The following is a 19656-nucleotide window of genomic DNA, read 5'->3' as shown; positions in this document are numbered from 1 at the left end:
CGACGAACCCGTCGCCCGAACCGGAGGTCCCACCATGGCCGGACACCACACCAACGGCATCATCGACCCGCCCATCGACAACCTGCTGGACCGCGTCGAGTCGAAGTACGAGCTGGTCATCTACGCGGCCAAGCGCGCGCGCCAGATCAACGACTACTACTCCGACCTCCACGAGGGCAACCTGTTCGACAACGTCGGCCCGCTCGTCGACTCCTCGGTCGAGGACAAGCCGCTCACGATCGCGCTGCACGAGATCAACGAGGACAAGCTCCGCATCCGTCACGCCGAGTGAGGCGCGACGGACAGATGAGCGCACTCCGACTGTTCACCTCCGAATCCGTCACCGAGGGGCACCCGGACAAGATCTGCGACCAGATCTCCGACAGCATCCTCGACGGCCTCATCGCGAAGGATCCCGGATCGCGCGTCGCGGTCGAGACCCTCGTCACGACGGGCCTCGTGCACGTCGCCGGTGAGATCCGCACCGAGGCGTACGTCGACATCCCGACGATCGTCCGTGACGTCGTCAACGGGATCGGATACACCTCCAGCGACACCGGATTCGACGGCAGCTCCTGCGGCGTCAGCGTCTCGGTCGGCGAGCAGTCCTCCGACATCGCCCACGGCGTCGATCAGGCCAAGGAGCACCGCGACGGCTCGTCGACGGACGTGCGCGACGCCCTGGGCGCGGGCGACCAGGGCATCATGTTCGGCTTCGCGACGAACGAGACCCCTCAGCTCATGCCCATGGCGGGGTGGACAGCGCACCGGATCGCCGAACGCCTCACAGAGGTGCGTCGGTCTGGACTGCTTCCGTTCCTGCGGCCGGACGGCAAGACGCAGGTGACGCTCGGGTACGACGGGTTCACCCCGAAGACGGTCGACGCAGTCGTGCTGTCCACGCAGCACCACCCCGATGTCTCCCAGGAGGAGCTCAAGGCGCAGGTGCGCGAGCACGTCATCGACCCCGTCCTGGCCTCGACCGGCCTCGACATCCCGGCTGATCTGACCTACTACATCAACCCCGCCGGCCCCTTCGTCACGGGAGGCCCCAAGGGAGACGCCGGCCTGACCGGCCGGAAGATCATCATCGACACCTACGGCGGAGCCGCGCGGCACGGCGGTGGCGCGTTCAGCGGCAAGGACCCGTCCAAGGTCGACCGCTCCGGCGCTTACGCGATGCGCTGGGTCGCGAAGAACGCCGTCGCCGCGGGTCTCGCGGATCGCCTGGAGGTCCAGGTCGCCTACGCCATCGGCGTGGCGAGGCCCGTCGGGCTCTACGTGGAGACCTTCGGCACGGGAAAGATCGAGGACGACGCCATCACGCGCGCGATCTCCGCGGTCTTCGATCTGCGTCCGCAGGCGATCATCGAGGAGCTCGACCTGCTGCGGCCGATCTATGCGCAGACCGCGGCATACGGCCACTTCGGACGCGAGCTCCCCGACTTCACCTGGGAGCGGACCGACCGAGCCGAAGAGCTGCGCCGGGCCGCCGGGCTCTGATGCCGCCGCAGGGCAGGCGCATCGTCCGCGTGCTGCTCGATTCGCCGCTGCCGCAGCTCGACCGCCTGTTCGACTACGCGGTGCCGGAGGAGCTCGGCGACGTCGTGCCCGGCATCAGGGTCAAGGTGCCCTTGCGCACCGCGGGACGGGTGATCGACGCCTACGTCGTCGAGGTCGATCGCGAGAGCGATGCCGACCGACCACTCTCCGAGGTCGAGTCCGTCGTCTCACCGGTCGCCGTGCTCCCCGCCGAGCTCTACCGCCTCGCGCGCAGGGCGGCGGATCGCGCAGCGGGCTCCGCGTCGGATCTCCTCCGTCTGGCCATCCCGAAGCGCCAGGTCCGCGTCGAGAAGGCGTGGAAGGCGCAATCGCCGGTCCCCGTGCCGGATGCCGCTGCCCTGGCGAGGGCGGAGGAGATCCTGGACCGCTACGACGGCGTCGCGGAGGTGCTGGCGGAAGCGGGGCGTGCGGCCGTCGAGGCGATCCCGGTGTCCGACGGCCAGGAACAGGCCTGGGCGCAGTTCATCGCGGCGGCCGCGGCCAGGATGCTCGCCGATGGACGCTCCACGATCATCGTCGTCCCCGACCACCGGGATCTCGACCGCGCGATCGCCGCCCTCGAACGGCTCGTGCCGGCTGAGGCGATCGTCCGTCACGATGCCAGGCAGGCCAATCCGGACCGCTACCGCGCGTTCCTGCGCACGCTCGAGGATGCCCCCTGCATCGTCATCGGCAACCGATCAGCGGTGTACGCGCCCGTCCATGCCGGGCTGGTGCTGCTGTGGGACGACGGAGACCCTTTGCTCGCCGAGCCGCTCGCGCCCTATGTGCACGCGAGGGACGCAGCGCTGCTCCGGCAGGAGCAGGAGGGGAGCTCCCTCATCATCGCCGGGCATACGCGCACGAGCGATGTCGAACGGCTCGTGCTGACCGGCTGGTTGAAGGACGTCAGAGCGAAGCGACGCGTGCTCCCTCGTGTGCAGCTCAGCACCCCGCAGGAACTGGAGCAGCACACCCAGCGATTGCCCTCCAGCGCCTTCCTCTCCGCGCGCACGGCGACAGCGGAAGGCCCCGTGCTCATTCAGGTCGCACGTCCTGGCTTCTCGCCGTCGCTGGTGTGCGCCGAGTGCCGGCGTCCTGCGCGATGCGCGCACTGCGGCGGCCCGCTCGGGGCGCATCGCCGCGGCGCGGTCCCGGTGTGCGGCTGGTGCGGGCGCGGTGCGCGGACGTGGTCTTGCCCGTCGTGCGCGTCGACGACCCTGCGGCTGGCGTCGTCGGGGAGCGAGCGGACAGCTGATGAGCTCGGCCGTGCGTTCCCCGGGGTGCGGGTGATCGTCGCCGACGGCGCGCATCCCGTGGAGCGCGTCGATGAGCGCCCTTCGCTGGTGGTCGCCACCCGAGGCGCCGAGCCGCTGGCCGAAGGCGGATACCGCGCCGTCGTCCTCCTGGACGGTCCGCGGATGCTGCAGGCGCCCGACCTGCGTATCGGGGAGTCGTGCCTGCGCTGGTGGTCCAACGCAGCCTCCCTGGCAGCCCCCGGCGCACCCGTGCACCTCGTGGGGGTCGACGGGCAGGTCGCGCGAGCCCTGGCGACCTGGAACCACGCGGGCTATGCGCGCAGCGAACTCGAGGCGCGCGCGCCCTTGCACATGCCGCCCACGACGAGAACGGCGCAGCTCGAAGGGCCGTCATCATCTGTGTCCACCGCGATCGATGCGGTCCGCGGGCTCGGTCTCCCCGCAGACGCGGTGCTCGGACCGCTCCCCGTCCCCGACGGCGAGGGGCGGGTGAGAGCGCTCGTGCGGTTCGGCTATGGAAAGGGCGGTGAGGTCGCCTCCACGTTGCGCGCCCTGGTGATCGCGGACGCCGTCCAGCGGCGGAGGACGAAGGGCAGACCCGCACGGGCCGGGCTGTCGGTCCGCCTCGATATCCTTGAACCCGAGATCTGACCCGACCGGAGTACCTTTCATGCGCCTCGTCTTCGCCGGCACGCCCGCCGTGGCCGTTCCGACCCTTCGGCTGCTCGCGGCCTCGCACGAGGTGGCGGCCGTCGTCACCCGGCCGGATGCCCCGCTCGGTCGTCGCCGCGTGATGACCCCTTCACCCGTGGCGGAGGCAGCCCAGGAGCTGGGACTCCCGGTGGTCAAGGCCGCCAGGCTCGACGAAGCGGCGACCGAACAGATCATGGCGGCGAACGCCGACCTCGGCGTCATCGTCGCCTACGGCGGGCTCGTGCGCGAGCCGCTGCTCTCCGCGCCGCGGCATGGCTGGATCAACCTGCACTTCTCCCTGCTCCCGCAGTGGCGCGGCGCCGCACCGGTGCAGCACGCGCTCATCGCCGGCGACCGCGTGCTCGGGGCGAGCGTCTTCCAGCTCATGCCCGCGCTCGATGCCGGTGATGTCTTCGCCGCTCAGGCCATCGACGTCCCCGAGGATGCCGCAGCCGACACCGCTCTGGAGGTGCTCGCGGAGGCCGGTGCTCCGCTGACCCTGTCGGTCGTGGATGCGATCGAGGACGGCACGGCGGTCGCCGCGCCCCAGACAGGCGTCGCGACCCTGGCTCCGAAGCTGACACTGGAGGACGGGCGGCTCGACTTCACTCTTCCTCTCGAGCAGGTGCACGCCCGGTTCAGGGGCACGACGCCGGAGCCGGGCGCGCATACGACCCTCGATGGCGCGCGGCTGAAGATCCTGGCTGCGACTCCCGCCACGGCCGCCGAGGCTCTGCCACCGGGCACCATGGTCGGCACCAAGCACGGCGTCCTGATCGGCACCGCGACGGCTCCGTGGGAGGTGACGCGCGTGCAGCCGGCGGGCAAGCCGGCGATGCAGGCCGCCGACTGGTGGCGCGGTCTTCGAGCGACGGATGCGCTGGTGGTCGGCTCATGAGTGCGGAACGCGGATCGTCGCGCCGTCCCGCGCGCAGCGGTGGTCGCGACCGGACGCCGGAGCGGACCGTGCAGTCCGCGCGCCGCGTCGCCTACGACGTGCTGCGCGCGGTCTCGGAGTCGGATGCCTACGCGAACCTGCTCCTTCCGCAGGCGATCAGGGAGGCCGGGCTCAACCCTCAGGACGCCGCCCTCGCCACGGAGCTCGCCTATGGGACCCTGCGCCGTCGCGGCACCTATGACGCCGTGATCGCGGAGGCGTCCCGTCGCGACGCGGAGGACATCGATCCCCCCGTCCTCGACGCCCTCCGTCTCGGAGTCCACCAGCTGCTCGCCACGAGGGTCGCGTCGCACGCGGCCGTGAACGAGTCCGTCAATCTGGCGGCTGCGCACAGCAGAGGCGCTGCCGGCTTCGCCAACGCGGTGCTGCGCAGGGTCGCGCGCGACACCCCGGGGGAGTGGGACGCCCGCATCGCCCAGGCGGCGCGCTCGGACGATGAGCGTCTCGGCCTCGCGACCGCGCACCCGGTCTGGGTGATCAGGGCGCTTCGCCGCGCTCTCGCCGCGGAGGGCAGGGCGGATGAGCTCGATGAACTGCTCGCCTCCGACAACGCCTCCCCGGAGGTGACCCTCGCGGCCCTCCCCGGTCTCGCCGAACCGGGCGAGCCACGACGACCATATGCGCCGACGGCGTTCGGAGCACCCGGTGGCGATCCTCACGTCTACCTCGCCGAGAGTGCGGGCGCGGTCCGGGTCCAGGACGAGGGCTCGCAGCTCGTCGCGCTCGCCCTCGCCGGTGCGGCGCCCATCGTCGAGGGCGAGCGCTGGCTCGATCTGTGCGCCGGTCCCGGCGGGAAGACCGCCCTGCTGGCGGCGATCGCCGCACCGCACGGCGTCTCGCTGGAGGCGAACGAGGTCGTACCGGCGAGGGCGGGACTCGTCCGCAGGGCGCTGTCGGCCGTTCCCGGCTCCGTCACCGTGCACGAAGCGGATGGGCGCACATTCGCCGACACGCATCCCGATGTCTTCGACCGCATCCTCGTCGATGCGCCGTGCACCGGCCTCGGCGCCCTCCGTCGCCGTCCTGAGGCGCGCTGGCGAAAGAGCCCTGCTGATGTGGCAGAGCTGACCGCGCTCCAGGAGCAGCTGCTGATGGCGGCGCTGGACGCCGTCCGGCCGGGTGGGATCGTCGCGTACGCCACCTGCTCGCCGCACCTCGCCGAGACGAGCGGCGTCGTCTCCGAGGTGCTCCGCCTCCGCGAGGACGTCATCGAACTCGACGCCAAGACCGTCGTGTCCGCGGTGTCGGCGAGCCCCATCGATCTCGCCTCCGACGGATCCGGTCGCGTCCAGCTGTGGCCGCACCGTCACGGCACCGATGCCATGTTCCTCGCGCTCCTGCAGCGCTCTCCGAAGGGAATCCGATGACACTTCCCGGTGCTCCCCGCATCAACCCCAGCATCCTGGCGGCGGACTTCGTCAACATGCAGGCCGAGCTCGCCCGGATCGCCGCGGCGGACTTCGTGCACGTCGATGTGATGGACAACCACTTCGTCCCGAACCTCACCTTCGGCCCGCAGATGGTCGAGCGCATCCAGGCGACGAGCCCTGTCCCACTGGATGTCCACCTCATGATCAGCGACCCGGACAGGTGGGCCCCTGGCTACGCCGAACTGGGAGCTGCGAGCGTGACCTTCCACCTCGAAGCCGCCGCCGATCCGGTCGCGCTGGCCCGGCGCCTCAGGGCGATGGGCGCTCGCGCCGGTGTGGCGATCAAGCCCGGAACGGCGGGGGAGAGCCTCTACGACATCCTCGACGAGTTCGATCAGGTGCTCGTGATGACCGTGGAGCCCGGCTTCGGCGGCCAGGGGTTCATGCCCGAGACGATGCCGAAGCTCCGTGGTCTCGTCGATGAGGCCCGCCGCCGCGGCACGTCGACCTGGTTCCAGGTCGACGGCGGGATCTCCGACGCCACCATCGAGCAGGCGGCTGCGGCCGGCGCGGACACGTTCGTCGCAGGATCGGCTGTCTACGGCGCCGCGAGCGTCGAAGCGGCCATCGTCGGGCTCAGAGACCGCGCCAGAGCCGCTAGCCTGGAATCGTGAAGACTTTCGACGAGCTGTTCGCCGAGCTCCAGAACAAGGCCGAGACGCGTCCAGACGGATCCGGCACGGTCGCGGAGCTCGACGGCGGCGTGCACACGATCGGCAAGAAGATCGTCGAGGAGGCCGCCGAGGTCTGGATGGCCTCGGAGTACGAGTCGCAGGACGAGGCGGCGGAGGAGATCTCCCAGCTGCTCTACCACGTGCAGGTGATGATGATCGCCAAGGGCCTGAGCCTGGCCGACGTGTACCGACATCTGTGATCCGCGCCTCGCCGACTCACTGATCGAACGATTCCGAAAGACCCGTCATGCTGCGCATCGCCGTTCCGAACAAGGGCTCGCTCTCCGAGACCGCCGCTGAGATGCTCGCGGAGGCCGGCTACGCCGGACGCCGCGACTCCAAGACCCTGCACGTGATCGACGCCGAGAACGACGTCGAGTTCTTCTTCCTCCGCCCGCGGGACATCGCGACCTATGTCGCCTCCGGCGCCCTCGACGTGGGCATCACCGGACGCGACCTGCTGAAGGACGTGCCGCAGCAGGCCCGCGAGGTCCAGGCGCTGGGCTTCGCCCAGTCCACGTTCCGCTTCGCGGCGCCCCCCGGCAAGTACGCCACGATCCAGGATCTGGCCGGCGTCCGCGTCGCCTCCGCCTACCCGGGTCTCGTCGACGCGTATCTGCGCGAGCAGGGCGTCGAGGCCATCCTCGTCCCGCTCGACGGCGCGGTCGAGTCCGCGGTCCGTCTGGGCGTGGCGGATGCCATCGCCGACGTCGTCGAGACGGGCACCACGCTGCGACAGGCCGGCCTGGAGATCTTCGGACCGGTGATCATCGAGTCCGAGGCCGTCCTCATCAGCAGGCCGGGCGAGGCGGAGGGAACCGAGACGCTGCTGCGGCGTCTGCGCGGAGTCATCGTGGCCCGCCGCTACGTGCTGCTCGACTACGACCTGCCGGCCGAGCTCATCGATCAGGCCGCCGCCATCGCCCCCGGCCGCGAGTCGCCGACCATCTCCCCGCTGCAGGATTCGAGCTGGGTCGCCGTGCGCGTGATGATCCCGCGCAAGGGCGTCAACCAGGTCATGGACTCGCTCTACGCGCTCGGCGCGCGAGCGCTGCTGGTCACGGCGATCCACGCCGCGAGGCTCTGATGACTCTCGTCAGCCGGGTGATCCCCTGCCTCGACGTCGCCGATGGCCGCGTCGTCAAGGGTGTGAACTTCGAGAACCTGCGGGACATGGGGGACCCGGTCGAACTGGCGTCCCACTACGCGGAGCAGGGCGCGGATGAGATCACGTTCCTCGACGTGACCGCGACGGTCGACGCCAGGGCGACGACCTACGACGTGGTGCGCAGGACCGCCGAGCAGGTCTTCGTCCCGTTGACCGTCGGGGGAGGAGTGCGCAGCGTCGAGGACGTCGCGCGCCTGCTCGGAGTCGGCGCGGACAAGATCGGGGTGAACTCCGCGGCCATCGCCCGCCCTGAGCTCCTCGGCGAGATCGCCGACCGATTCGGCGCCCAGGTGCTCGTGCTCTCCCTCGATGTGAAGCGTTCGCCGGCCACGGCATCCGGATTCGTCGTCACGACCCACGGCGGGCGCACCGAGACGACCCTCGATGCGCTCGCATGGGCACGAGAGGCCATCGAACGCGGTGCGGGGGAGCTGCTCGTCAACTCCATCGACGCCGACGGAACGCGCGACGGGTTCGACCTCGAACTCGTCCGTCTCATGCGCGAAGTCTCCTCCGTCCCGGTGATCGCATCGGGCGGCGCCGGCGCCGCCGCCGACTTCGCCCCCGCGATCCATGCAGGCGCGGATGCGGTCCTCGCCGCGAGCGTGTTCCACACCGGCGCTCTCACCGTCGGCCAGGTCAAAGAGGCGATGCGTGCGGAAGGGGTGCTGGTCCGATGATCGATCTGGAGACCCGCATCGCGAGAGTGGCGTGGAACGCCGACGGTCTGGCGCCCGTGATCGTGCAGCAGTGGGATTCGCTTGAGGTGCTCATGCTCGCGTGGATGGACGCCGAGGCGCTGCGCAGGACCCTCACCGAGGGGCGGGCCACCTACTGGTCGCGATCCCGTCAGGAGTACTGGCGCAAGGGCGACACCTCCGGCAACACCCAGCTCGTCCACGGGGCGCGTCTGGATTGCGATGGCGACGCCATCCTCCTGCTCGTGCACCAGAACGGTCCCGCCTGCCACACGGGCACGCGCACGTGCTTCGACGCCGTCGATCTCGAGGCCGTGCCGGCGGACGGGCGCGCATGAGCCTGGCGGAGCGCGGACGGAGCCTCTCGGTCATCGGCTTCCTGCTCGCCGGTGGTATCGGAGTGCTCTCCGCGACGCAGACCTGGCTCACCGTCGAACGGCATGATGCCGCGGAGCCGATCCTCGTCACCGGCAGCCAGGCGATTCCGCTCCTGACACCGCTGAGCCTCGCCGTGCTCGCCCTCGCCGCAGTGCTCGCCCTGTCCGGCCGTGTGCTGCGTCACATCCTCGCCGCGCTCGGTCTGGGAGCTGCGGCTCTGCTGGGGTGGTGGACGTTTCAGATCCTCCTCACGCGTCCGCTGAGCGCGGTCGCGGCGACGGTGACCGAGGTCACGGGACTCGCCGGCGACGACACGATCTCAGGGATCGTGGATGCCATTGTCCCGACCGCCTGGCCGATCGCCGCACTGTTCGGATGGCTGGTGCTGCTCACGTCAGCGGTCTTCGCCGTCGTCACGGCGCGCTCCTGGCGCACCGGCGGCCGGCGTTACAGGACGGACAGCGTCGCCGACCGCGGCACGGGCCCCGTCGACGCCGTCGACTCGTGGGACGACCTGTCGCGCGGAACCGATCCGACGCGCTGAGACCGATAGACTGACCACGGCAGCAACCGACCTCGGAGGAATCCCCATGACCAACCCCATCGCAGACCCCGGCCACGGACACTCGCCTGCGGCCTGGACAGCTGTGGTTGTCATGCTGATCGGCGTCACCGCCGGCACCGTCGCCTTCTGCTTCGAGCAGCCCCTCTTCGTGTGGATCTCGGCCGGCATCGTCCTGATCGGGGCACTGCTCGGGCCGATCCTCGCCAAGGCGGGCTACGGCGTGAAGGGCCCCAAGTACACCCCGAAGGGGCACTAGTGGTTCTCGCCGACCTCACGGCCGGCGCTGTCGCAGACGCGGAACGACGGGCTCTGACGCGCCCGATCGCCGATGTCGAGAAGGCAGCGCTCGCGCGCCCTGCGGCGAAGGACGCCCTCGCCGCACTCGCCCCCTCTTCGGGTGTCAAGATCATCGCCGAGGTGAAGCGTGCGAGCCCTTCGAGGGGAGCGCTTGCAGAGATCCCGGATCCCGCCCACCAGGCCTCGCTCTACGAGGCCGGCGGGGCATCTGCGATCAGCGTCCTCACCGAGGAACGCCGCTTCGGCGGGAGCCTCGCGGACCTCGAGGCCGTCACGGCCAGGGTCGCCGTGCCCGTGCTCCGCAAGGACTTCATCGCGACCCCGTATCAGGTGCTCGAAGCGCGCGCTGCGGGCGCCGACCTGGCGCTGCTGATCGTGGCTGGGCTCGAGCCACAGGTGCTCGCCGAGCTGTTCGCCCTCATCACGGAACTCGGCATGACGCCGCTGGTGGAGACGCATTCCGCCGATGAGGTCTCCGCGGCGGTGGACCTCGGCGCAGGACTCATCGGAGTCAACGCCAGGGACCTCACGACTCTGCAGCTGGACAAGGACCTCTTCGGGCGCCTCGTCGGCGGAATCCCCGACTCCGCGATCAAGATCGCCGAATCCGCAGTCCTGGCGCCGGCGGATGTCGCCCATTACCGCGGAGCGGGAGCGGACGTCGTCCTCATCGGCGAGGCCCTCGTCACGGGGGACCCGGTCTCGACGCTGCAGGGCTTCCTCGCAGCGGGCAGCGACGGCGGGTCCGTCATCCAGGAGGCAGCACGATGAGTCTGCGGGAGCAGCACGGCCCGTTCTTCGGTGATTTCGGCGGGCGTTACATGCCGGAGTCGCTGATCGCGGCGATCGACGAGTTGACGGATGCCTATGAGCAGGCGATCGCCGATCCGGCGTTCCGCGCCGAGCTGGCGGGGCTGCTGAGCAGCTATGCGGGTCGTCCGTCCGCACTGACGGAGGTGCCGCGGTTCGCCGAGCACGCCGGCGGTGCGCGGGTGTTCCTCAAACGCGAGGACCTCAACCACACCGGCAGCCACAAGATCAACAACGTCCTCGGGCAGGCGCTGCTCACCAAGCGTCTCGGCAAGACGCGCGTGATCGCCGAGACCGGCGCCGGTCAGCACGGTGTCGCCACCGCGACCGCCGCCGCGCTGTTCGGGCTGGACTGCACGATCTACATGGGCGAGGTCGACACCGAGCGTCAGGCGTTGAACGTCGCCCGTATGCGTCTGCTCGGCGCCGAGGTCGTCGCGGTGAAGAGCGGCTCGCGCACGCTCAAGGACGCCATCAACGACGCCTACCGCGACTGGGTCGCGACGGTCGAGACGACGAACTACATCTTCGGAACCGCCGCCGGGCCGCATCCCTTCCCTGCCATGGTGCGCGACTTCCAGAAGGTCATCGGCGAGGAGGCGCGCGCGCAGCTCCTGGAGACGGCCGGTCGACTGCCCGACGCCGTCGTGGCGTGCGTCGGAGGGGGCTCCAACGCGATCGGCATGTTCGACGCCTTCCTCGATGACGCCGACGTCCGGCTGTACGGCGTCGAGGCGGCCGGGGACGGCGTCGACACACCGCGGACCGCCGCATCGATCGAGCGAGGCCGACCCGGTGTTCTGCATGGTGCGCGCACCTACGTGCTCCAGGACGAGGACGGCCAGACCATCGAGTCCCACTCGATCTCCGCCGGTCTCGACTACCCTGGCGTCGGCCCCGAGCACTCCTGGCTCGCGGACATCGGACGGGCGTCGTACATCCCCGCGACCGACGATGAGGCGATGCAGGCCCTGCGGCTGCTCAGCAGGACCGAGGGCATCATCCCCGCGATCGAGTCCGCCCACGCCCTGGCCGGTGCACTGCGCATCGGACGAGAGCTCGGCCCCGACGGGGTCATCGCGGTCTGCCTCTCGGGCAGGGGCGACAAGGACATGGACACCGCGGCGACCTACTTCCGCCTCTACGACGAGACCGAGGAGCAGTGATGAGCCGCGTCGACGAAGCGATCCAGCGCGCGCACGATGCGGGTCGCGGCGCATTCATCGGATACCTTCCCGTTGGTTACCCGGACCTGCAGACGAGCATCGACGCCGCGCTGACGCTTGCCGCCAACGGCGTGGACGTCATCGAGCTCGGCCCGCCGTACAGCGACCCCGTCATGGACGGGCCGCTCATCCAGGAGGCGACCCAGGCGGCACTGGCGGCCGGTTTCCGCACGGCCCATCTCTTCGAGGCGCTGCGCACGATCACCGCAGCCACCCACGTGCCTGTGGTCGTGATGACCTACTGGAATCCCGTCGTGCAGTACGGCGTCGATCGATACGCGGACGACCTGCTCGCCGCCGGGGGAGCGGGTCTCATCACTCCCGACATCACTCCGGAGGCCGCGAGCGAGTGGATCGCTGCGAGCGAGCGCACCGGGCTCGACCGCATCTTCCTCGCCGCACCCACATCCACCGACGAGCGACTCGACCTCGTCACCGCCTCGTCGACCGGCTTCGTGTACACGGTATCGACGATGGGCATCACGGGAGAGCGGGCGGCACTCGACTCCGCCGCCAGGACGCTCGTCGGCCGGCTCAGAGAGCACGGCGCGCGCCGCGCCTGCGTCGGCATCGGGATCTCCACGGCAGAGCAGATCTCGTCCGTGCTCGAGTACGCCGACGGCGCCATCGTCGGCACCGCCCTCGTCAGAGCGCTGCGAGACGGCGGCCTCGCCGGGCTCGCCGAGACGGCGCGCACCCTGTCCGCCGGTACGGCGCTGCCCGCCTCCGCCGCTGAGAGAAACTAGAATCGCACTCATGTCCCTCGCGCTCCACAGCACGCTCACCGGCGTGCTCACCAGCATCCCGAGCCCGCCGTCCAACGGATTCGACCTCGGTCCGCTCCCGATCCGCTACTACGCGCTCTGCATCATCGCCGGCATCATCGTCGCCGTCCTGATGACGAACCGCCGCCTCACCAAGCGCGGAGCGGAGCCGTGGGTGGTGATCGACATCGCGATCCTCGCCGTGCCGCTCGCGATCATCGGCGCGCGCATCTTCCACGTCGCCACGCACCCGAACGACTACTTCGGCGAGGGCCTCAACACCTGGAACCCGTTCGAGCCCGGATCCGTCTGGGCCATCTGGGAGGGCGGCATCGCGATCTTCGGCGCCCTCATCGGCGGCGCGGTCGGTGCCTGGCTCGGCTGCCGCTGGACAGGCATCCGATTCTGGACCTTCGCGGACGCCCTCGCGCCCGGGCTGCTGCTCGCACAGGCCATGGGACGCTTCGGCAACTGGTTCAACCACGAGCTCTTCGGGCTGCCGACCGATCTCCCGTGGGGTCTCGAGATCGAGTCCGACAACTCCGCGTTCCCCCCAGGGCTCGCCGAGGGCACCCTGTTCCACCCCACGTTCCTGTACGAGGTGATCTGGAACGGTCTGGGCGTTCTCGTGCTGCTCTGGCTCGGTCGCAAGCTCTCCATGCAGTGGGGGCGTCTGTTCGCCGTCTACCTCATCTGGTACAGCGCCGGTCGCATCGTGTGGGAGTCCATCCGCATCGACCCGAGCGAGATCATCCTCGGCCTGCGCAGCAACGTGTGGGCAGCCATCATCGGGGTCGTCGTCGGCCTCGTGATCCTCGTCGTCCAGACTCGTCGGCACACCGGGCAGGAGAGCTCTCCGTACGTGCCTGGCCGAAGCCGGAACGACGTCGATGCTGATGTACAATCGCAAGACAATCCCTCTGACTTCGTGGACGTGAGCGAGCCTCCGGCAGAAGAAGTCATCGCAGGAGCCACCGCCACAAGCACCGCTCCCTCGAGCGAGAACGGCACCCGATAACGCCTCCTCGCCGAGTGAGGAACCATTGCACTGAACGAGCGGGCCGACGTCGTCCCCGGTGTCATCTGAAGAACTGAGGACGGTCCGCATGTCATCCAGCGCCCCCGCCCACACTCCCGTCGGGCAGGCGTTCCCTGCCAAGCAGGGGATGTACAACCCGGCATTCGAGAAGGACGCCTGCGGCCTCGCCATGGTCGCGACCCTTCGCGGCACGGCAGGCCACGACATCATCCAGCAGGCCCTCGAGGCACTGCGCAATCTCGAGCACCGCGGAGCGATCGGCTCCGATGCGGGAACGGGCGACGGCGCAGGCATCCTGACGCAGATGCCGGACGCCTTCCTGCGCGCCGTGGTCGACTTCGACCTTCCGGCGGTCGGCGAGTACGCCGTCGGCCTCGCCTTCCTTCCGCTGCACGCGGGGGAGCGACGCACGCAGAAGGCCGGCGTGGAGAAGATCGCCCGTGAAGAGGGCCTCACCGTCCTGGGCTGGCGTGTCGTCCCCACCGCCAACGAGCACCTCGGCAAGCTCGCGGACGAGGCGCGTCCCGCTTTCGAGCAGCTGTTCGTGTCGCGTCCGGCGAAGGGCGACCGGCCCGCGCTCTCGGGAATCGAGCTCGACCGGGTGGCCTACCGGCTGCGCAAGCGCGCAGGTCACGAGGTCGGCGCCTACTTCGTCTCGCTCTCCAGCCGCACGCTCGGCTACAAGGGCATGGTCACCACGCTGCAGCTCGAGCCGTTCTACCCCGACCTGCAGGACGAGCGCTTCGCCAGCGAGCTCGCCGTCGTCCACTCCCGGTACTCCACGAACACCTTCCCGTCGTGGCCGCTCGCCCAGCCGCTGCGGATGCTGGCGCACAACGGCGAGATCAACACGGTCGGCGGAAACCGCAACTGGATGCGCGCACGCCAGTCGCAGCTCGAGTCCGAGCTGCTCGGCGATGTGAAGCCGCTGCTCCCGATCTGCACGGACGGCGCCAGCGACTCGGCGTCCTTCGACGAGGTGCTGGAGCTGCTCACGCTCACCGGTCGCAGCCTGCCGCACGCCATCATGATGATGGTGCCCGAGGCGTACGAGAAGCAGACCGACATCGCCCCGGAACTGCGCGCCTTCTACGAGTACCACGCGAACCAGATGGAGCCGTGGGACGGCCCCGCCGCCCTCATCTTCACCGACGGCACGCTCGTCGGCGCGACGCTGGACCGCAACGGTCTTCGTCCTGGCCGCTGGACCGAGACGACCGACGGCCTCGTCGTGATCGGCTCGGAGACCGGCGTGCTGGAGTTCGAGCCGGAGCGCATCAAGCGCCGCGGGCGCCTGCAGCCGGGCAAGATGTTCGTCGTCGACACGGCAGCAGGCCGGATCGTCGAGGATGCCGAGATCAAGCAGCATCTCGCGACGCTGCATCCCTGGCAGGAATGGCTCGACGAGGGCTCCGTGCGCCTCGCCGATCTGCCGGAGCGCGAGCACATCGTGCATCCGCCGGCATCCATCACGCGCCGTCAGCGCACCTTCGGCTACACCGAGGAAGAGGTGCGGATCCTTTTGGCCCCGATGGGTCAGACCGGCGTCGAGCCGCTCGGCGCGATGGGGTCCGACACGCCGATCGCCGTGCTCAGCGAGCGGCCCCGCCTGCTCTTCGACTACTTCACCCAGCAGTTCGCGCAGGTCACGAACCCGCCGCTGGACTCGATCCGTGAAGAGGTCGTCACCAGCCTGAAGCTCGGCCTCGGTCCTGAGCGGAACCTGCTCAGCTGGGGTCCGGAGCACACGAGGACGGTCACGCTCGACTTCCCGGTGATCGACAACGACGAACTGTCGAAGATCCGCTACATCGACAAGGCGCTCCCGGATCGCCGCAGCGCCACGATCCGCGGCCTCTACCACTTCGACGCGGGTTCGCAGTCGCTCGCCGAGCGTCTCGAGGAGATGTGCGCAGAGGTCGACGAGGCCATCGAGGACGGCGCGGAGTTCCTCATCCTCTCGGACCGGGACTCGAACAAGGACCTCGTGCCGATCCCGTCGCTGCTCATGGTCTCGGCGATCCACCATCACCTCATCCGACGCGAGAACCGGATGAAGGTCGGTCTCATCGTCGAGGCGGGCGATGTGCGCGAGGTGCACCACGTCGCCACCCTGATCGGTTACGGCGCCTCCGCGGTCAACCCCTATCTCGCGATGGAGACGGTCGAGCACCTCGTCCGTACAGGCTTCATCTCCGGCGTCACGCCCGAGAAGGCGGTGCGCAACCTGATCTACGCGCTCGGCAAGGGCGTGCTGAAGATCATGTCGAAGATGGGCATCTCGACGGTGTCCTCCTATGCGGGAGCCCAGGTCTTCGAGGCGGTCGGCCTCAGCCAGGACTTCATCGACGCATACTTCACCGGGACGGAGACCAAGCTCGGCGGCATCGGCGTCGAGGAGGTCTACGCCGAGAACCAGGCCAGGCACGACTACGCGTACCCTGAGGACGCCGCCGTTCGCGTGCACGAGCGGCTGTGGACCGGCGGCGAGTACCAGTGGCGCAGGGACGGCTCTCCGCACCTCTTCAACCCTGAGACGGTCTTCCGCCTGCAGCACTCCACGCGCAACCGGCGGTACGACATCTTCCGCGAGTACACCAGGCTCGTGGACGATCAGGCGGCGGAGCTGAAGACGCTGCGCGGTCTGTTCACCCTGCACCCGGGCGGCAAGGCCATCCCGATCGACGAGGTCGAGCCGGTCAGCGAGATCGTCAAGCGCTTCTCGACGGGTGCGATGAGCTACGGATCCATCTCCCGCGAGGCGCACGAGACGCTGGCGATAGCGATGAACCGCATCGGCGGCAAGTCCAATACCGGTGAGGGCGGCGAGGACCCCGATCGTCTCGTCGACCCTGAGCGTCGCAGCTCGATCAAGCAGGTGGCATCCGGCCGATTCGGCGTGACGAGCCAGTACCTCACCGAGGCGGATGACATCCAGATCAAGCTCGCGCAGGGCGCGAAGCCCGGCGAGGGCGGGCAGCTGCCCCCCGGCAAGGTCTACCCGTGGGTGGCGCGCACCCGTCATGCGACGGCCGGCGTCGGGCTCATCTCGCCACCGCCGCACCACGACATCTACTCCATCGAGGATCTCAAGCAGCTGATCTTCGACCTGAAGCGCGCCAACCCGAATGCCCGCATCCACACGAAGCTCGTCAGCCAGTCCGGCATCGGCGCAGTCTCGGCGGGCGTCGCGAAGGCGCTGAGCGATGTCATCCTCGTCTCCGGCCACGACGGCGGCACCGGCGCGAGCCCTCTGAACTCGCTCAAGCACGCGGGAACCCCGTGGGAGCTCGGCCTCGCCGAGACCCAGCAGACGCTCATGCTCAACAACATGCGCGACCGCGTCGTCGTCCAGGTCGACGGTCAGCTCAAGACCGGCCGCGACGTCATCATCGGCGCGCTGCTCGGTGCGGAGGAGTTCGGGTTCGCGACGGCCCCGCTCGTCGTCAGCGGATGCATCATGATGCGCGTGTGCCATCTCGATACCTGCCCGGTGGGCGTCGCGACGCAGAACCCTGTGCTGCGCGAGCGCTTCACGGGCAAGCCAGAGTTCGTGGTGAACTTCATGGAGTTCATCGCCGAAGAAGTGCGCGAGATCCTCGCCGAGCTCGGATTCCGCTCGCTGGACGAGATCATCGGGCGCAGTGACCTCATCGACACCAACGCCGCGATCGCGCATTGGAAGGCCGAAGGCCTCGACCTGTCGCCGATCCTCGAGGGGCCGGTGTTCCCCGCATCCGAGCCGCGTCGCGGTGCGCGCGAGCAGGATCACGAGCTGGAGAAGCACTTCGACGTTCCGGTGATCGAGATGGCCCAGGAGGCTCTCACCGATCGCGCGCCCATCGTCATCGAGCTCCCGATCCGCAACACCGAGCGTGCGGTCGGGACGATGCTCGGGCACGAGGTCACCTCGCGCTACGGCGCGGAGGGGCTGGCGCGCGAGACGATCGACATCACGCTGCACGGCACCGCGGGTCAGTCGCTCGGCGCATTCCTGCCCTCCGGCATCGTGCTTCGCCTCGAGGGCGACGCGAACGACTACGTCGGCAAGGGGCTCTCCGGCGGTGACATCACGATCCGGCCGCCGCGCGGCTCGCAGATCGTTCCTCAGGAGAACGTGATCGCCGGCAACGTGATCGGCTACGGTGCCACGAGCGGGACGATGTTCATCTCGGGTGTCGTGGGCGAGCGCTTCCTCGTCCGCAACTCGGGGGCGACTGCCGTCGTCGAGGGCGTGGGCGACCACGCTCTCGAGTACATGACCGGCGGTCTCGCCGTGATCCTCGGCTCCACGGGGCGCAATCTCGGTGCCGGAATGTCCGGCGGCGTCGCGTACGTCAGAGGCCTCAAGAACGAGAAGGTGAACGCGCAGTCCCGCGACAGCGGCGAACTGCGGCTCGAGCCGCTCGATCGCGCGGATCTCGAGGTGCTGCGGAGCCTGCTCGGCGAGCACGTCGAGCGGACGGCGTCCGCTCTGGCCGCCGAGATCCTGGCCGACTTCGACACCGTCGCGGCCGAATTCGTCAAGGTGCTTCCGCGGGACTTCGCGGCGGTGCAGAGCATGCGCCAGGAGGCGGAGGCGGCCGGGCTCGACCCGGACGGCGACGTCATCTGGAACCGGATCCTGGAGGTGACCGGTGGCTGACCCCAAGGGCTTTCTGAAGGTGACGGAGCGGGAGCTTCCCGCTCGCCGTCCCGTTCCCGTGCGGATCATGGACTGGAAAGAGGTCTACGAACCAGGCGACCAGGCCGTGCTCCGCCGCCAGGCTGGGCGCTGCATGGACTGCGGTGTGCCGTTCTGCCACTCCGGATGTCCATTGGGCAACCTCATCCCGGAGTGGAACGACCTGACGTGGCGCGGCGAGGGCCGCTCCGCGATCGATCGTCTGCACGCGACGAACAACTTCCCCGAGTTCACGGGGCGGCTGTGCCCTGCACCGTGCGAGAGCTCGTGTGTGCTGGGCATCAACCAGCCAGCCGTGACGATCAAGCAGATCGAGGTCTCGATCATCGACGAGGCCTTCTCCAAGGGCTGGGTCGAGCCGCAGCCGCCCGAGCGGCTGACGGGCAAGACCGTCGCCGTCGTCGGCTCCGGCCCCGCAGGCCTGGCCGCTGCGCAGCAGCTCACCAGGGCCGGGCACACCGTCGCGGTCTTCGAGCGCGACGACCGCATCGGCGGCCTTCTGCGCTACGGCATCCCCGACTTCAAGATGGAGAAGGGCCAGGTCGAGGCTCGCCTTCGGCAGATGCAGGAGGAGGGCACGCGGTTCCGCGCCGGTGTGGAGATCGGCAAGGACATCTCCTGGGCCGATCTGCGCGCGCGCTACGACGCCGTCGTCATCGCCACCGGATCCACGGTTCCCCGTGACCTCGCCATCCCCGGCCGCGACCTCGACGGCGTGCACTACGCGATGGAGTACCTGGTCGAGTCGAACCATGTCGTCGCCGGCGACAAGGTGCCGAACCAGATCACGGCTGAGGGCAAGCACGTCGTCGTCATCGGTGGTGGAGACACCGGTGCCGACTGCATCGGCACCGCGCACCGCCAGGGCGCGCTCAGCGTCACGAACCTCGCCATCGGCCGTCAGCCGGGGGATACGCGCCCCGACCACCAGCCCTGGCCCATGATGCCGACCGTGTTCGAGGTCTCCTCCGCGCACGAGGAGGGCGGAGAGCGGGTCTTCCTCGCCTCCACCGTCGAGTTCCTCTCCAACGACGCCGGCGAGGTGCGCGCGCTGCGTGTCGCCGAGACGGAGTTCGTGGACGGACGCCGCGTCCCCAAGAGCGGCACCGAGCGGGAGATCCCCGCGGACCTCGTGCTCATCGCGATGGGCTTCACCGGGCCGGAGCAGGACGGCTTCACGGAGGACACCCGTCCGCAGGTCACCGACCGCGGCAACTTCCGTCGTGACGACGCCTACGAGTCGACGATCCCCGGCGTCTTCGTCGCCGGCGACGCCGGTCGTGGCCAGTCGCTCATCGTCTGGGCGATCGCGGAGGGCCGTGCGGCCGCCGCGAGCGTCGACCGTTTCCTCATGGGTGAGACGCTGCTGCCCTCACCCGTGCGCCCCACCGATGTCGCGATCGGCCTTCAGCCCGCGTAGGCTGAGCCAGGCATCGTCGCCAGTTCCATTCCTCTCTACCCTGGAGAATTC

General features: G+C 69.5%; 18 protein-coding genes. All 18 read left to right on the top strand.

All coding sequences use genetic code 11. The annotated features are described in order from the left end of the window. Positions 1–34 precede the first annotated feature (34 nt). The 18 genes from rpoZ to ACWGJP_RS11395 all read left to right on the top strand — a co-directional run bounded on the left by rpoZ (position 35) and on the right by ACWGJP_RS11395 (position 19605). Positions 35–292 (top strand): DNA-directed RNA polymerase subunit omega, encoded by a 258-nt coding sequence (rpoZ, locus tag ACWGJP_RS11480; protein WP_243225662.1) that lies wholly within the window; start codon positions 35–37, stop codon positions 290–292. A 14-nt stretch (positions 293–306) separates the two neighbouring features. Beyond that, entirely contained in the window at positions 307–1503 is a 1197-nt protein-coding gene (gene metK, locus ACWGJP_RS11475; protein ID WP_452329918.1) for a methionine adenosyltransferase, read from the top strand. After that, entirely contained in the window at positions 1503–3452 is a 1950-nt protein-coding gene (locus ACWGJP_RS11470; RefSeq protein ID WP_452329917.1) for a primosomal protein N' family DNA-binding protein, read from the top strand. Before metK ends, ACWGJP_RS11470 begins: the two co-directional genes overlap by 1 nt. A gap of 19 nt (positions 3453–3471) precedes the next feature. Beyond that, a complete protein-coding gene (fmt, locus tag ACWGJP_RS11465) occupies positions 3472–4392 on the top strand; it encodes a methionyl-tRNA formyltransferase (RefSeq protein WP_452329916.1) in 921 nt (306 codons plus the stop codon). Then, positions 4389–5819, top strand: coding sequence for an RsmB/NOP family class I SAM-dependent RNA methyltransferase (locus ACWGJP_RS11460; protein WP_452329915.1), 1431 nt, complete (start codon positions 4389–4391; stop codon positions 5817–5819). Before fmt ends, ACWGJP_RS11460 begins: the two co-directional genes overlap by 4 nt. Then, on the top strand, positions 5816–6496 hold the full coding sequence (gene rpe, locus ACWGJP_RS11455) for a ribulose-phosphate 3-epimerase (RefSeq protein ID WP_452329914.1): 681 nt from the start codon (positions 5816–5818) through the stop codon (positions 6494–6496). Before ACWGJP_RS11460 ends, rpe begins: the two co-directional genes overlap by 4 nt. Beyond that, complete coding sequence (locus ACWGJP_RS11450; protein ID WP_452329913.1) at positions 6493–6756, top strand: phosphoribosyl-ATP diphosphatase; 264 nt, start codon at positions 6493–6495, stop codon at positions 6754–6756. The genes rpe and ACWGJP_RS11450 overlap by 4 nt, the downstream gene beginning before the upstream one ends. Positions 6757–6803: 47 nt before the next feature. Then, entirely contained in the window at positions 6804–7643 is an 840-nt protein-coding gene (hisG, locus tag ACWGJP_RS11445; RefSeq protein ID WP_452329912.1) for an ATP phosphoribosyltransferase, read from the top strand. Then, positions 7643–8404 carry an imidazole glycerol phosphate synthase subunit HisF gene (gene hisF, locus ACWGJP_RS11440; RefSeq protein WP_452329911.1) on the top strand — a complete coding sequence of 254 codons (762 nt, stop codon included), beginning with the start codon at positions 7643–7645 and terminating at the stop codon, positions 8402–8404. Before hisG ends, hisF begins: the two co-directional genes overlap by 1 nt. After that, positions 8401–8760, top strand: a complete 360-nt coding sequence (gene hisI, locus ACWGJP_RS11435; protein ID WP_452329910.1) for a phosphoribosyl-AMP cyclohydrolase — start codon at positions 8401–8403, stop codon at positions 8758–8760. Before hisF ends, hisI begins: the two co-directional genes overlap by 4 nt. Then, positions 8757–9344, top strand: a complete 588-nt coding sequence (locus ACWGJP_RS11430) for a Trp biosynthesis-associated membrane protein (protein WP_452329909.1) — start codon at positions 8757–8759, stop codon at positions 9342–9344. Before hisI ends, ACWGJP_RS11430 begins: the two co-directional genes overlap by 4 nt. A gap of 46 nt (positions 9345–9390) precedes the next feature. Continuing rightward, positions 9391–9621: an HGxxPAAW family protein gene (locus ACWGJP_RS11425; RefSeq protein WP_452329908.1), complete on the top strand. Its 231-nt coding sequence runs from the start codon at positions 9391–9393 to the stop codon at positions 9619–9621. Then, positions 9621–10433 (top strand): indole-3-glycerol phosphate synthase TrpC, encoded by an 813-nt coding sequence (gene trpC, locus ACWGJP_RS11420; RefSeq protein WP_452329907.1) that lies wholly within the window; start codon positions 9621–9623, stop codon positions 10431–10433. Before ACWGJP_RS11425 ends, trpC begins: the two co-directional genes overlap by 1 nt. Continuing rightward, the gene (gene trpB, locus ACWGJP_RS11415; protein WP_452329906.1) at positions 10430–11638 is read left to right on the top strand and encodes a tryptophan synthase subunit beta; all 1209 of its coding nucleotides are present in this window, start codon (positions 10430–10432) and stop codon (positions 11636–11638) included. Before trpC ends, trpB begins: the two co-directional genes overlap by 4 nt. After that, on the top strand, positions 11635–12444 hold the full coding sequence (gene trpA, locus ACWGJP_RS11410) for a tryptophan synthase subunit alpha (RefSeq protein WP_452329905.1): 810 nt from the start codon (positions 11635–11637) through the stop codon (positions 12442–12444). Before trpB ends, trpA begins: the two co-directional genes overlap by 4 nt. A gap of 10 nt (positions 12445–12454) precedes the next feature. Beyond that, a complete protein-coding gene (lgt, locus tag ACWGJP_RS11405) occupies positions 12455–13480 on the top strand; it encodes a prolipoprotein diacylglyceryl transferase (protein WP_452329904.1) in 1026 nt (341 codons plus the stop codon). Positions 13481–13568: 88 nt separating this feature from the next. Continuing rightward, on the top strand, positions 13569–18146 hold the full coding sequence (gltB, locus tag ACWGJP_RS11400; protein WP_452329903.1) for a glutamate synthase large subunit: 4578 nt from the start codon (positions 13569–13571) through the stop codon (positions 18144–18146). After that, on the top strand, positions 18139–19605 hold the full coding sequence (locus tag ACWGJP_RS11395; protein WP_452329902.1) for a glutamate synthase subunit beta: 1467 nt from the start codon (positions 18139–18141) through the stop codon (positions 19603–19605). Before gltB ends, ACWGJP_RS11395 begins: the two co-directional genes overlap by 8 nt. The last annotated feature ends 51 nt before the right edge of the window (positions 19606–19656 follow it).

Source organism: Microbacterium sp. NPDC055903 (assembly GCF_053615555.1).
The sequence above is the reverse complement of the archived record's forward strand: the minus strand, read 5'-3'. Positions and strand labels throughout refer to the sequence as shown.